The sequence below is a fragment of the Allohahella sp. A8 genome (assembly GCF_047946665.1).
Taxonomy (GTDB): domain Bacteria; phylum Pseudomonadota; class Gammaproteobacteria; order Pseudomonadales; family Oleiphilaceae; genus Allohahella.
Map to the genome: position 1 here is coordinate 4,309,840 of NZ_CP172312.1, position 13,864 is coordinate 4,323,703.

10 protein-coding genes are annotated in these 13,864 nt (G+C 55.4%); 3 read left to right on the forward strand and 7 right to left on the reverse strand.

Translation table 11 applies throughout. The annotated features are described in order from the left end of the window. Window positions 1-42: 42 nt before the first annotated feature. The 3 genes from ACH3PB_RS19290 to ACH3PB_RS19300 form a co-directional block, all read right to left on the reverse strand. Window positions 43-1,125: a TRAP transporter substrate-binding protein gene (locus tag ACH3PB_RS19290; RefSeq protein WP_416397113.1), complete on the reverse strand. Its 1,083-nt coding sequence runs from the start codon at window positions 1,123-1,125 to the stop codon at window positions 43-45. A 173-nt stretch (window positions 1,126-1,298) separates the two neighbouring features. After that, on the reverse strand, window positions 1,299-2,774 hold the full coding sequence (locus ACH3PB_RS19295; RefSeq protein WP_416397114.1) for a sigma-54 interaction domain-containing protein: 1,476 nt from the start codon (window positions 2,772-2,774) through the stop codon (window positions 1,299-1,301). Window positions 2,775-2,892: 118 nt separating this feature from the next. After that, window positions 2,893-4,080: a DcaP family trimeric outer membrane transporter gene (locus ACH3PB_RS19300; RefSeq protein WP_416397115.1), complete on the reverse strand. Its 1,188-nt coding sequence runs from the start codon at window positions 4,078-4,080 to the stop codon at window positions 2,893-2,895. 495 nt (window positions 4,081-4,575) lie between these two features. Between ACH3PB_RS19300 and ACH3PB_RS19305 the strand changes: the two genes are divergently transcribed. Then, window positions 4,576-5,937: an MBL fold metallo-hydrolase gene (locus ACH3PB_RS19305; RefSeq protein ID WP_416397116.1), complete on the forward strand. Its 1,362-nt coding sequence runs from the start codon at window positions 4,576-4,578 to the stop codon at window positions 5,935-5,937. 16 nt (window positions 5,938-5,953) lie between these two features. Here ACH3PB_RS19305 and ACH3PB_RS19310 read toward each other — a convergent pair whose 3' ends face one another. Continuing rightward, complete coding sequence (locus ACH3PB_RS19310; RefSeq protein ID WP_416397117.1) at window positions 5,954-6,934, reverse strand: NADP-dependent oxidoreductase; 981 nt, start codon at window positions 6,932-6,934, stop codon at window positions 5,954-5,956. A gap of 396 nt (window positions 6,935-7,330) precedes the next feature. On the opposite strand from ACH3PB_RS19310, the gene ACH3PB_RS19315 reads away from it, so the two are divergent. Next, a complete protein-coding gene (locus tag ACH3PB_RS19315) occupies window positions 7,331-7,663 on the forward strand; it encodes a rhodanese-like domain-containing protein (protein ID WP_416397119.1) in 333 nt (110 codons plus the stop codon). Between the two features lie 40 nt (window positions 7,664-7,703). On the opposite strand, the gene ACH3PB_RS19320 is transcribed toward ACH3PB_RS19315, so the two are convergent. From ACH3PB_RS19320 to ACH3PB_RS19330, 3 genes are all read right to left on the reverse strand, one after another. After that, window positions 7,704-10,430 (reverse strand): SNF2-related protein, encoded by a 2,727-nt coding sequence (locus tag ACH3PB_RS19320; RefSeq protein ID WP_416397121.1) that lies wholly within the window; start codon window positions 10,428-10,430, stop codon window positions 7,704-7,706. A 192-nt stretch (window positions 10,431-10,622) separates the two neighbouring features. Beyond that, the gene (locus ACH3PB_RS19325; RefSeq protein ID WP_416397122.1) at window positions 10,623-11,021 is read right to left on the reverse strand and encodes a hypothetical protein; all 399 of its coding nucleotides are present in this window, start codon (window positions 11,019-11,021) and stop codon (window positions 10,623-10,625) included. A 1-nt stretch (window position 11,022) separates the two neighbouring features. Next, the gene (locus tag ACH3PB_RS19330) at window positions 11,023-12,423 is read right to left on the reverse strand and encodes a hypothetical protein (RefSeq protein WP_416397123.1); all 1,401 of its coding nucleotides are present in this window, start codon (window positions 12,421-12,423) and stop codon (window positions 11,023-11,025) included. 301 nt (window positions 12,424-12,724) lie between these two features. On the opposite strand from ACH3PB_RS19330, the gene ACH3PB_RS19335 reads away from it, so the two are divergent. Next, window positions 12,725-13,804, forward strand: a complete 1,080-nt coding sequence (locus ACH3PB_RS19335) for a hypothetical protein (RefSeq protein ID WP_416397124.1) — start codon at window positions 12,725-12,727, stop codon at window positions 13,802-13,804. The last annotated feature ends 60 nt before the right edge of the window (window positions 13,805-13,864 follow it).

Consider the following 13,864-nt stretch of genomic DNA (forward strand, 5'->3'; position numbering starts at 1 on the left):
TCAGGAGATGTCATATCTACAGGAAAGCAGGCGCGAGTGAACTTACTCGTACTCGTAGAAATCACGTGGCAGATAACCCATGCCATGCCAGATCGAGTGATGCTTCATGAAGTCTCGCTGACTGCCAAGCACTCGCTTGAACATCGGGTCCTTCGCCGCAATGTCGTCGAGCACCTTGTCGGTCACTTTCTGTAGCTCTCTCAGGACTTCCTCAGGCAGTACCTGCGCCTTCACGCCTTCCTTCTGATAATCGCGTAGTGCAGTCGGCTGGGCCCATTCACTTTGCGCGAAACCCTTGAGCGTCGCGGATTCACAACCCATTTCGATAAGCGCCCGGGTATCAGGCTTGAGCTTTTTCCAGACATCCTTGTTGACCAGCAGATGCGAAGTCGTAAAGGTCTGATGCCAGCCAGGCATGATGTAGTTCTTGATGATCTGATCCAGGCCGAGCATTTTGTCGATAGCCGGCTGAGAGAATTCAGTCGCATCGATGGTCTTGCGCTCGAGTGCCTGATAAATCTCGCCACCGGGCACCATGGTTACAGAAGCACCAAGTTCTTCGAGCACCTTGCCGCCGATGCCAGCGAAACGGATACGCAAACCGTCGTAGTCTTTCGTAGCGTTGATGGGCTTGCTGAACCAGCCGGCACCCTCGGGACCAATGATGCTGCAGAGCATGGGGTGGATGTTGCGCTCGTCGTAGATCTCTTCCAGCAGTTTCTTGCCATCGCCTTCGTAGTACCAAGCGATATAAGCCGGTGGCTCCATGTTGAACGGCGCGCCCGAATAGAGCGGGAGTGCGGGAATGGTGCCTTGATCGTAGCCAACCCAGGTGTAACCGGCAGGGTATTTGCCCTGGCTGACGGCATCCATGATTTCGAATGCAGGCACGAGTTCTCCGGGCTCGTAATAGCGAAGCTGGATGTCGCCACCGGAAATCGTCTTGAGTTGGTCAGTGAGATGCTTGACCGGCGTGGTCAGACCGATGAGGTTGGAAGGGAAAGCCAGTGGAACCTGCCAGCGCACTTTTTCCGCGGCTACGGCGCCTGCGCTGATCAGGCTCAATGAAAAAGTTGCAGCGGCAGCACGGATGCTGTTTCCAAGAACTGTCTGGACTAAAGCCATAGTGGGCATTCCTTGATTATTGTTGTATGAAAGCGATGATTCGCTGATGGACAGAAGAGCATGAACTGGGCCAACAGCAAGAAGCTGTTTAAAATCATTGGGTTGAGCAGATCATAAGGCCGGTTGCCGAATAGGCATGTCCACGGATCCGTACATTTGGCCCGCGGATCAGTTTAGGGTGTCCTGAATTCCGGACCGGTGTCTTCTGATCCGGACATTTTGGCGAGCTTCTCATAGAGCGCCGAGCGGGAGATGCCCAGGAGTCTTGCTGCACGAGATCGATTGCCCTGTGCACTCAACAGAGCCGATCGGATCGCTTCCGCTTCCGCATCGGCCAGTACTTGCGAGAGCGGACGCGTTTTAGGACTGACAATAGGCGCAGACAGTCTTGCGCGCTTGGGCAGTACACGGAAGATATCATCAGCATCGATGACACCCGACTCCTCCAGCATGGTGAGCGCCCGTTCGAGCACGTTGCGCAGTTCACGGATATTACCTGGCCAGTCATAGGCACTGAGGGCGGTCAGGGCAGATTCGCTGAGTTCACAGCGGAGCTCCGCCTGCTGACAGATGTTCTCCAGCAGGCTTTCGCACAGGATGCCGATGTCCTGTATCCGGTTACGGAGCGGCGGGATGTTGATCTCCAGGACATTCAAACGATAGTAGAGATCAGAGCGGAACTCTCCGGCCTCGATCATGGCTTCGAGGTTGCGACTGGTGGCGGCAATTAGTCTCACATCGACTTTGTAAACCTTGTTGGAACCCAGCGGCTCGATCTCGCCCTCTTGTATTGCCCTGAGCAATTTAGCCTGCAGGGTCAGTGGCATATCGCCGACCTCGTCCAGAAAAAGCGTCCCACCGTTGGCTAGTTGAAACTTACCGTCCCGACTACGCTTGTCTGCGCCGGTGAAGGCTCCAGGGCTCGTGCCGAAGAACTCCGCTTCGAGAAGGTTTTCGGGAATGGCGGCGACATTGACGCCTACGAAAGGATGTTCGGCCCGCTGTGACGCGGTATGAATCGCTTGCGCCAGTACTTCCTTGCCTGTACCTGTCTCGCCTAATAGCAGAACTGGCATATCCCGGCCTGCTGCCAATCGGGCGCGCCGCTTCACCTCCAGCGCACCCGGGCATGCACCTACAAAGTCGCTGAGACTGTATCGGGTGCCACGCGCCCGCTGTGCAAGCGCTTTCCTTGCTGCCAGCAGATCCTGGTGCAGACGACGGTACTTGCTAACGAGAGGTGTGAGAGGCTGCAGGTCGTCGTAGAGCACGAAGGCGACAGCGCCGGCAACGGCGCCAGCATCGTCAAAGATCGGCAGTCGGGTGACGACGAGCTGCTGGTTCTGGTACTCCATGATATCCAGTAACAGGGGGGTGCCTGTCTTGACTACCTCTGGCATGCGAGTCTGGGGGATGACTGGCCGAATCGGCTGGCCAATGACGGCTTCCATGTTGCCTATGCCCAGTAGGTCGGCATAGCTCTGATTGAGCCAGGTTATTCTGCAAAAGCGGTCGACTGCAATCGCGCCGGCGCTGGCCTTTTCGAAAACCGGAAATAGGGCCTGAATGAGTTCCCGGGTCAACCCACCCTGAAGGTCCGAGTTGAACAACTCTTTCATTGCTCGTGCTTCATTATCTGGTGACTTCATTGACTCTGCCTGTCTTGCTCATTGTTCACTGCAGGATCTCAAAGACAATAAACCTGAATCCTTGAAAGCGAAAGCCCCGGACAAACCGGGGCATCTGAGAACGACGTTCGTACAGGGATCAGAAGCTGTACTTGGCCATCGCCTGCAAACGAATGGCGTCGCCTTCTCCACCGCCAACGGTCTCTCTGCTGTGGTGGCCTGCTTCAAGGCCGTACAGCACGTTACTGACGGTAGACCAGCTGTAGTTGAGAAAAAAGCTCTGGCGGGTTTCATCGCTACCAGCCACTGCGAGGCCCGCGTCTTCTGCTTCGTCCCAGTCGGCGGTGGCGATGCCGTAGCCGAGGTTAATACTGCCTGGCCCCACATCGAGACTAACGCCAAGCGTGCCACCCATTGCCTCGATAGTTTCAACGCTTTCGTTGGCTGGATCATAGTATGCCGAAGCGCCAGGGCTTGCGTACAGATAACCGCCAATGCCATCACCGTAGACAAGAGAACTCTGCACCCGCAGGCGATCTGTCAGCGTAAGCTTTGCAGCTAGTCCAACACCATAGCCAAAAGTACTTTCTTCATTGTCAGAATCGCCATCATAGACGCTTATCTGCCTTGCGACACCAGAAATGGCGAAGCTCAGCATATCAACGGTGGTTTTGAACTGCACAGTGATATCTGGCAGATCTTTTTGCGAGTCTGCGTCCGGCGTAACCGGATCAGGGCCACCAACCGGCATTACGGCCGTGGCACCCCCGAGCGTACCAGGTGCTTCAAGGGCCACTGAGAACGCGCCAGTGGTGTAGCGAAGCTGCGCTTGGCGTGCAATAACCGGTTGGCCGACTTGTCCGAGGAAATCCAGTGTGGGTGTGGTACCGAGGAAGTTGCCGAAGTTGCTCCAGGTCTGGCCTGCGAGTATGCCATTCCACTCGCCATAGGCGTGACGCAGTCTGAACACGCCACCACCACTGCCGTAGAAGTCGCCTTCCAGTACGGTTTTGAGTGAGCCGCCAGTCACGGGGGTGACCGTGGTAATGCCAAGACGGCTTTCGATGGCTTGTATGCGGGTGTGGCCATCAGGCCCTTGCTGGTCATCCAGGCGGATGTTGCTGTGAGTAATCAGGTTGCCAAGATCGGCGTCGACATCGTAGATGAGATCGAGCTTGCCGTAGCCGTACAGGGTGAGTGTGGTGTCCTTTATGGTCGTTTCCACGGCTGCTGCCGTGCAGGCAATGCCGAGCGCCATTGCCGTTAGGGAGAATGTCGAGATAGAACTGGTTACCAACGGACGCACGAAGGTGTCTTTGAACCGCATGAAAGCTCCTTTCTTGTTGTAATAGTAGTATTGGGTAAGCCGGATGTGCCAAAGGGGCGACGACTGCCGGGGTATGCAAGGCGGGTTTTGTGCCATTGTGGAGAAACTGTTTTAAATCAGTATGTTGGCTTTGTTCTCGTCAATATGCTGCGGGCGGGCGTCCGGGAGGGCAGACAGGTAGCGCTACGCTCCCCGCGGATCGAAGCGGTGCAGCATAGGCCCCGGATCAAACTCAGTCACTGTTGAGCCTTGTTTGCCAGTACAGGCGTGGCTTCGAAGCCTGGGTGTAATCCTGTGCGGACAGGTGTCTTGTTGTGGCGACACATGAAAGCTACTGGCACGTACCCCCTGAGGAGAGCTTCCATGCTGCGAAAGAGAACGAACCCATCATGAAGTCGCGACGTAGACAGCTGAACCAGAAGTCGCAATGCAGACGAGGCCACAATGGGATGGCGTGTCGATAAGCGGAACCAGGCGTAACAGCGAGGAACAGCTATGAAACTCATTACCATACAAACACCGGCCATCGCGCATTTTGCCTACCTGCTGTGCGATGGCAACGAAGCCGCGCTGATCGATCCTCGGCGCGACGTCGATGAATACCTGACCGCAGCCAGAGACCAGGGCTGCACAATCCGCTACGTTGTCGTGACGCATCGGCAGGAAGATTTCGTGCTTGGATCTGCGCATCTCAGTGAGCTGACGGGTGCCAGTATCGTGACCGGTAAACATGAGCTATTCGGGCACGGCGATATCCGTCTTGCCGATCACGAAAGCTTCGAGCTTGGCTCACTGAAAATCGTTGCGCTTGAAACGCCGGGTCATACCCCAGAAAGCATGTGCTACGCCGTCTACGAAGCCGATAGTGAAGCGCCGTGGTGTGTCTTCACGGGCGACACACTGTTCTTTGGCGACACCGGCCGGACCGATCTTCCAGATGTCAATGACACAGCGAAGAACGCGGGCGTAATTTATGATTCGGTGCACCAGCAACTTGCCGGACTGGGTGATACCACCATTGTCCTGCCAGCACATGGCCCAGGTTCGGTTTGCGGCAGCGGAATGGCCGAAAAGCCATTATCAACGATTGGTGCCGAGAAACGGTACAACAAGGTCTTCACACTGACTCGATCCGAATTCGTCGAGTACAAGGGTCGTGAAAAGCCGCCGCGTCCGCCCTATTTCCGACATATGGAAAAGGTCAATTTAAGCGGAGGCTTGCCTCCGAAGTCGAACGAGCCAGATCTTCTGACAAGCAGCGAAGTATCCAAGCTGCAAGCCGATCACCTCTTGATCGACACCCGAGAGCCTGAGGCATTCGCAGGCGGACACGTGCCAGACAGTTATAGTGTGTGGATGGGTGGTCTGCCCGTGTTTGGTGGCTGGGTGGCCAACCCAAAGAGCCCCGTGGTGCTGATATGCGATCGCACGGACGACGTGGCGGTTGCAACCCGGCATCTGAGTCGTATTGGCATTGATAAGGTCACGGCTGGTTTGACTGGTGGCTTCTCAGAGTGGCGGAAAGAGGCTACGCCTATCAGGAGCTGCCATGTCATCACGCCGAAGGCGCTCCATGAGCAGCGAGACAAATACGTGGTGCTGGATGTCCGCGAGGACGATGAATTTGCTTCCGGACATATCGAGAACGCACAGAATATTTATGTCGGCCATATTGCAGATCGGCTCGATCAGTTGAAAGCCGGCAAGTCAGACAGGATAGCGGTGACCTGCGGCGTAGGCCATCGCGCAGGTGTGGCGGTGAGCATTCTGCTCAAGGCAGGGTACACCAATGTGAGTAATTTGCTTGGCGGAATGAGCGCCTGGCAGAAGTTTGAGCTGCCGGTTATCAAGGCGTAAACGTACAGGCCATTGACTAATGATTGGCGACAGCGATCTTACCTGCCGAATGTCCGCTGGTCATCATCTGAAGGCCCGCTTCGATATCTGCAAGAGCGACCCTCGTAGCTATCCTGGTCTTGAGACGCTTCGCCTCGAACAGCCCGGCGAGATAGGTAAGATCTTCGCCTGAAGACTGATAGAGGACAAACTCGTTACGATAGCCTTTTGAGAACGCATATCGCCTGGCGAGCTCGGCTGATCCGGACAGTGATGGTGCTGCACAATCCAGGATCACGCCGTTCTCTTTCAGAAGCCGCTGCTCACTCGCCAGCCCCTGCTGACCGGTTGTGCTGAACACGACATCGAACTTTTGTGTACTGTCGTGATAGTCGCTCTGCCTGTAGTCGATGGTTTCATCGGCGCCGATCGACTTCACAAATTCGATGTTCGAGGTACTGCAAACTGCCGAGACACGAGCACCGAGAATCTTGCCGAGTTGCACCGCCATCGAGCCGACGCCACCGGAGCCGCCGACCACCAGAAGGTCCTGTCCGGCTTTGAGGCCGGTTTTTCTCAGACTCTGCAATGCTGTAAGCGCGACGAGGGGGCTAGCGGCTGCTTCGATGAACGAGAGATTCTTCGGTTTTATGGCGACTTTCGACGACTTGACTACGATGAAGTCAGCGAAGGTGCCGGTCCTGAGCAGTCCTTCCCTGATAGCGCCCGGTGACAGGCCATTTGTGCCGTACACGTCATCGCCAACGCGAAAGCCAGTGACTGCAGCGCCGACGGCGGCCACTGTGCCGGCGAAGTCATGCCCGGGTACGAGCTTTGACGTGAAGAGCGAGCGGCCCGGGATATAAGCCAGGAGGCGTTTGGTTTGCGCGTCGACCGGATTGAGTGATGAAGCTTTTACTTCGATGAGCAGTTCGTCAGCAGCAGGCGTTGGTTTGCTCAGTCTGGTCAGTTCGAGTCTGGCGGAGGGGCCGAAGCCTTTCAGGATTACTGCTCTCATTTACGTAGTCGCTCATCAATCTTGAACTCAAGTTCCACCGCACCAGCCACGATGTTTGCAAATTCGCCGTGCGCTGGGTAGGCCGACGATCCCCCAGGCTTCTGACTGGGCGGGTCATCCACCTCACCTCCTCGGTGGTATAGCCTTCAAACAAGGTCGTAGCCGCTGAGAGCTGTTGAGCAAAACGATAAACTCGATCACTCTCGTCACGGGTAAAAACGCCACTCTTCATTCGCCGGCTTAGAGTGGTCGGCGCCAACGCCAAAGCTTCGCTGATCTAGGCTTTGGGGTATGCCGCTTGAAGTCCAGATATCTGCAGTGGGCATCCATGAAAACCATCGAGTCGCCGTTTGATAGATTGATAATATACTAAGCGTGAACAATTGGAGATAGATCATGTCTTGGATAAGGTTCGGAAAGATAGCTCTGGTGCTGCTGGCGATGGGCACTGCCGCAGGAGTCCATGCGGATACCATCTGGATCGATGTCCGCAGTCCGCTCGAGCACTCGATCGACAGCATAGATCAGGACGCGTTCATACCGCATGACCGCATTGTCGAGGACGTGAGTAAGACGTTCCCGGACAAAGATGCCGATATTCGTCTGTACTGCCTGAGTGGTGGCAGGGCAGAGAGAGCGAAGTCGGCTCTGGAGGCCGCCGGCTATACCAACGTCAGCAATGTTGGTGGTATTGAGGATGCCCGGCGGGTAAGGGGGTTGGAACAGTGATTTCCTGACCGCGACTACATGCAAGTGATGGCAGCATCGCCTAGCTGAACAATTCTGCCAGATCCCCCTCATCGAACCCGTAGCCCATCCCCCCAGCATTATCATAAACGCTCTCAGCCAGCGCACGCTTTCGTTCCTGTAGGCCAAGCATCTTCTCCTCGACGCTGTCCTCCACAATGAGGCGGTAGACGAAAACCGGCTTGTCCTGGCCGATCCGATAGGCGCGGTCAGTGGCCTGGTCCTCGACGGCGGGGTTCCACCAGGGATCAAAGTGGATCACGGTGTCGGCTGCAGTCAGGTTGAGTCCGGTACCACCCGCCTTGAGGCTGATCAGGAAGACGGGCACTTCTTCATTCTGAAAACGCTGGAGGGGTGTTGCCCGGTCACGGGTGGCGCCGGTGAGTTTGACGAAGTCGATGCCGGCGGTCTGCAGGGCGCTTTCGATGCGAGATAACATACTGGTGAACTGCGAGAAAATCAGCACGCGTCGGCCTTCCTCCAGCAGTTCCGGGAGCAGGCTTTGTAGCAGTTCCAGCTTGGCGCTTTCATTGATCTGCTGCGCCGCCGGCAGCTTTAGCAGGCCAGGGTCGCAGCAGATCTGGCGCAGTTTAAGCAGCGCATCCAGTACCTCGATCTGGCTGCGTTTCAGGCCCTTGCTCGCAATGAGTCTGCGGACCTTTTTCTCCATCGTGACCCTAACCGTCTCGTAGAGATCGCGCTGTTTCGTCTTGAATACGGCGCGCTTGATCATGGTGGTCTTGGCCGGGAGTTCAGTGGCGACCTCCGCCTTGGTGCGACGCAGCATGAAGGGCGCTATCCGCGCGTGCAGCGCGCGCTGACGGCGGGCATCGCCATGCTGTTCAATAGGCTTTCTGAAGTGGCGGTTGAAATGTATTCGCTCGCGAAGCAGTCCGGGGTTCAGGAAGTGGAACTGAGACCAGAGTTCGCCGAGATGGTTTTCCAGCGGTGTGCCGGTCAGACACAGGCGCTGTGATGCCCTGAACCGGCAGAGCAGCTGTGTGACCTTCGAGAGCGGATTCTTGATGTTTTGAGCTTCATCCAAAATCAGCTGCAACCATTGTAGGCTCGTCAACACTTCTGCATCACGTATAACGAGCGGATAGGTGGTGATGATCAGATCGTGCTGATTGATTGCAGCGAAATCGAGATGCCGATCTGGCCCGTGCAGCACCAGCAGTCGAAGCGTGGGCGCAAATTTCGCCGCCTCGGCGCGCCAGTTGGTAATCAGGCTGGTCGGCACGACGAGCAGCGCTGGTCTGTCGAGTCGACCAGCCGCCTGTTCGATGCACAGGTGCGCCAGTGTCTGAATTGTCTTGCCCAGGCCCATGTCGTCGGCCAGTATGCCACCACCCTCTGCCTGCCTGAGGAGCTGAAGCCAGCGCACACCCTCAGACTGATAGCCGCGCAGGGTGGCTTTGAAGCTATCAGGCAGTTCCACCTCATCGGCTAGCGCCGGCTGGCTCAGCTGGTCGATCATCCTGCGCAGCTTTACGACACTCTCGTGGTGACGCGACTCCATTTCGAGCTCGTCCAGTAGTGCCATATCCGCCTGCTGAATGCGCACGCCGCGCTCGATATCCGAGTTCTTCGGCTGGGTATCGAACAGCTCGTAAAGCGTACTAATCACGGTCCGAATTCGGCTGACCGGCAGATAGAGCTTGGTACCGTCTTCAACAACCACCGGCAGCGCGCCGCCCTCAGGCAGCTGAGCCAGTGAGGCCGGCGTGTACTCATTCATCAGCCGCAGCAGGCAGGGCAGTAGCTCGTACTGTTGGCCATTTATCTCGATGCCAATTCCGAGGAACAGGCTGCCGTCTTCGGCAGGCGAAAGGTCGTTGAACCAGGTGACGTCCTCATCCGGCACCACGATATTGGCGAAGGGGAAGTCATCGCTGTAGTGGACCTCCCAGCCCTCGGTTTCCCAACGTGGCACGACCTTGGTCATGAGCTCGATCCAGGGTTGATCCTGATGCACCAGATCGAAGACCAACCCATGGGTCAGATCGTCATCTGTGGTCGAGGCTTCGGCACTCAGGAGCGGCCTGAGTCCGACCCAGTGCAGCTCGTCCAGCCAGGCTTGTTCAGCTTTCACGTCGCGCACTACGGCAAGGCACTCGCTATCGACCACCAGCGTCTGCTCAAGGCGTTCGACATCGATGTGCTCAGGGAGCGTGTCGACCGCAACGTCTTCGTAGCGAAATCCTGGCAGCGCGTAGCAGAACTGTTCACTCTCGAGCAGTGCATTGACCGGCTCACCAGCGTCTTTCAGCAGCTGCTTCTGCTGTTGTAGCAGGATGCGCACGCGGCCACTGCGATGCGCCTGATAGCGGCCTTTGCCGAAGCGCAAAATTGGTTGAGGTTGGGCTTCTATGCGGCGGGTAGGGCGTTGCGATGGCTTGGTTTCTCTGGCCTTGACGGGTGTGGCGCTGGCTGGCTCGGCTGTAACGGCCTCCGCCTGCTGAGCAAAAAATTCGAAGGCGACCGCCGTCACATGCTTGCAATCTCGATGCACAGGGCAGCTACATAAACCCATCACCCGGTTCTTGCCCCGTGGGTTCGTTGCAGGATTGTTGACGAAGACCGTCTGCCGATATGGCTCGCGCGTGCTCCCCTGAACGAGACCCTGAAGCTCACCGTCTTCCTGCACATGAACATCCAGCACCTTGCCACGCCTGAACAGGTCGCGGCCCTTGTCGAGCGTCTTTTTATCGAAGGAGGTGAGGAAATTGTCGATGGTGGTGTTCATGTGGGGGATCGGGTCGGTGGGTTGGATGGCGGGGGTAGTTTACTGGGTTTGGGGGGATGTTTCAGGTCGGACGGTGGGGAGGTGGGGCGGCGCTAATACCGCCCCACCCAACCGTGTTGCCGGATGAAGAGATGAGGGGAATTTTTGTCTTAACAATCTTGTCTGAATCTATCCAACGTGGGGTACTACCAACTAACTGCTTAGAAAATCCTCACTTAACGTAAGCCCGGCATTATCCCTTTTCGCGTACAAAGACTCGTACTGAAAAGACAATGCGAACTCGAATGGGGTCTGTTCAGACAGATGTGTCACAAATTTCCTTACATCGTTAAGGGCATTGGCTCTAGTCGGATCAACATCAAAGTACATTCGCAACCCAACTTTCCAATCAGCATCTTCAATATCCTCAGTTAAAACCGAGGTATTATCGATGTCAGTTTTCGCAGTCACCGTTGCATTTGTGTCTGGCAGAACTGCCGTTAGCCCATGATCACTTTCGGAAAGGTCAGCACATTTCAGGCTTGTTAAAACCGTCTTGATGTCATCAAGACTAACTCCACTAGCTACTTCTAGGTTCAAAGTCATAGACATTTTAGAAACTCCTCAAAAGTACATCTTCACCATCAATCAGATATAAATTTCTCAAGCCATCTATCGGCTTGTCTTCGAGAAATTTCAAAATGTCCGTTGCAGACAACGGTGAATCAGTAATATTCAAAACGATATCCGGAGCTTGATGCTCAACCTTATGAGACATGTTATCCCATATAGTGTTTGGATTTTTGGACTTTGGCGAGTACACATCTGCCGGTCTAGAGTTGATGTCAAGATCTGGATTACCGCCTTTTTTTCCCGTATTTGGAAGATGCGTTACATCGAGTCCCCTGTGTGACAAGATATCAGCGGATTCATTCTGCCGGTTAAGGGAACGAACCATATCCGAGTTAGCGTTTGGATGTGGTAGCTCAGGCTCACCTTTTAACGTTCCCGGACTAACTTTCAAAAAGTCAGTGTCAGGTAGGCCTCTCTGTTCCAGCATTGTATCTATGGATTCAGAACTAGCACTAGGCTTATCAGGATTCAACCCATCAAGTGTTTTACCCTTTGCAATTCCAGTCAAATTACCTGTGGCAACTTCCGCCACTGAAGCCAAGTCTCTACCGCCTGCTTCAGCGCCGTTCTTAATTTCAGGAGCGGGTAGATCAATGCCGTCTGTTTTTCGATACATGGCTTCAGCTTGTTGCATCAAAGCAGCTGAAGCTTCAGGGTCTCTGCCTTTCAGCAACATGCTATCAACCTGAAGTTCCGTACCAACCCGGTTGGTGAGCACCTTGAGTCTGAACTCCATGTCATCGCTTGCGTCGGTAGCCATGCCTTTACCTATGCCGACTGCTGCGTCGCCAGGGCTCTCAACGATCAATGCGAGACGCTCGGTCAGGCTTCTGCCGCCGCCAAGATCTTCGTTCAGGGCGGCGAGCTGATCGAGTGGCAGAAGCTCGTTGAGGGCAGCTTTCACTGCCTGAGCTTCTGCGGGGTCTGCTTCTGCAAGCTTCTCAAGCCGAAAAGCAAGTTCGCTGGTGTCGATGTCGGCTGGACCCTGGGAGTTGCCGGTAGAGGCTTGTTCCGTCGAAGCATCCTGCACCAACTTTTCGGCAAGATTTCGCGCCGCGTCCTTGTCGATAGCTGAGTGCTCGGACCCGCCGTTACCCTTCAGTGTCGCTACGCCATTCTCAAGCTGCTCACGAGCCGTGCGAAGGTCCGCCTGGAAATTACTGAAGTCGCTGGGCGATAACTGCTGCTCTACAGCTGCTAAAACGTCGGCCGCTTTGGCGCTGTCCTTCTGCGAGAGCGCGACGACCTGGTTGGCCAGTGACGCGGTATCCAGCTGTCTCGCCTGGCCGAAAAAGCCGAGGGGCGATGTGTTCTTTTCAATCAACTGGCTGGCAAATGCATCCGCTGACCCAGGTGCGTGGTTTCCAGCTGTTAATGACATTCCGTAATTCCCCGCGCCACTCGGGGCGGTGGTGGGAGACGGGGGTGAAGTGATATTCATGCGAGTCTTGTCCCTTTGCAGAATTCCATGATCCGGTGTGGCCAGCACTCACAGCCTCTGGCATGGCGTCAGTTTGCCCGGAAACGGTTGTTCTGCCAGCTAGGGCAGACCCTAGCTAGGGTTTACCCTAGGTGCTCTGCGGTGCGAACGAGTAGCTCGCCGCCGGGTTAGTTAACTACAATTATTGTCGATTATCGCTACAAGTGATAAATTATCACCAATCGTGATAAAGAGATATAAAGTGACGAAAACGATCAATTGGCACTACCCACGCACGGACACCACAGCGACCATTCTCGGCTTGCTGGAAAGTGGCTCTACTCACGCGTTGACTATTTTCGCCAAACGACGCATGGGTAAGACCGAATTACTCATTGAAGATATCTGGCCTGCCGCTGTGAAACTTGGTTTCGAAGTCCGATACGCGTCGTTCTGGTCGAATCGGAGTCAGCCGCAGAAAGCCCTTCTGGATGCCATTGGCAAAAAGACCCAGTCGATCGATGAGGTCAAGGCGCGAATCGGATTGCCAGGAAATTACCTGGAAACCACGGCGAGCGTTCGCCATCCGCAGTCTGCAGATGACCTCGACCAGTTGAGTGCCGTGTTCAGGACGCTGCTCAAAAGCAAGAAGCCTATCCTGCTTATGCTCGATGAGATTCAGACGCTCGCAAGTGATAATGGCGAATACGATGATTTCGTCGCAGCCCTTCGCACGATCCTCGACGTCAACAAGAATCGGATAAAGGTCATTTTCACCGGCTCATCGCAAGAAGGCCTGATGAAGATGTTCAAACGCCAGAAGGCGCCACTATTCAATTTTTCGCATCAGTTCGAACTGCCCCAGTTAGGCGCGGCCTTTGTCAAGCATATGACCGATGCATTTCAGCAGGCCTCCGGGAGAACCTTGAACCCGAGCGCGAGTCTTCGTGTGTTCAACCGCTGCCATTATGTGCCCGCAAAGTTTCATGATTTGCTGCGTTCGATGCTGATCAATGGGCGAGTTGATATCGAGCGAGCCTTTGAAGATCACCAGTTCGAGAGCGGGGAGATCTATCAGTACCAGCAGGTATGGGAGGGTCTCCCCATTCTGAGTCAGGAGCTGCTCAAGATGATCGCCAGGGATGGGGAAGGCCTCTACCAGAGTGAGCGCCTGGATGAACTCAAATCGATCATGGGTGTGGACGAGTTGTCTACCGCCACCGTGCAGAACCATGTCGATCGTCTCCGACGCGCCTCGATCATAGAATCCTTGAGGCGGGGTCAGTACACCTTTGCCGAGGCTGCGTTTGCGGAGTTTGTGCGTGGTCGTGCTTCGAAGTGAAGTAGCAGACCGGAGTTCGCCTGCTTTCATTTGACAATTGTTGACAGTTGACCCGGCTGA

Coding starts and splice junctions, on each gene's coding strand:
- ACH3PB_RS19290 (WP_416397113.1), bottom strand. CDS start 1,125: ATGGCTTTAGTCCAGACAGTTCTTGGAAACAGCATCCGTGCTGCCGCT.
- ACH3PB_RS19295 (WP_416397114.1), bottom strand. CDS start 2,774: ATGAAGTCACCAGATAATGAAGCACGAGCAATGAAAGAGTTGTTCAAC.
- ACH3PB_RS19300 (WP_416397115.1), bottom strand. CDS start 4,080: ATGCGGTTCAAAGACACCTTCGTGCGTCCGTTGGTAACCAGTTCTATC.
- ACH3PB_RS19305 (WP_416397116.1), top strand. CDS start 4,576: ATGAAACTCATTACCATACAAACACCGGCCATCGCGCATTTTGCCTAC.
- ACH3PB_RS19310 (WP_416397117.1), bottom strand. CDS start 6,934: ATGAGAGCAGTAATCCTGAAAGGCTTCGGCCCCTCCGCCAGACTCGAA.
- ACH3PB_RS19315 (WP_416397119.1), top strand. CDS start 7,331: ATGTCTTGGATAAGGTTCGGAAAGATAGCTCTGGTGCTGCTGGCGATG.
- ACH3PB_RS19320 (WP_416397121.1), bottom strand. CDS start 10,430: ATGAACACCACCATCGACAATTTCCTCACCTCCTTCGATAAAAAGACG.
- ACH3PB_RS19325 (WP_416397122.1), bottom strand. CDS start 11,021: ATGTCTATGACTTTGAACCTAGAAGTAGCTAGTGGAGTTAGTCTTGAT.
- ACH3PB_RS19330 (WP_416397123.1), bottom strand. CDS start 12,423: ATGTCATTAACAGCTGGAAACCACGCACCTGGGTCAGCGGATGCATTT.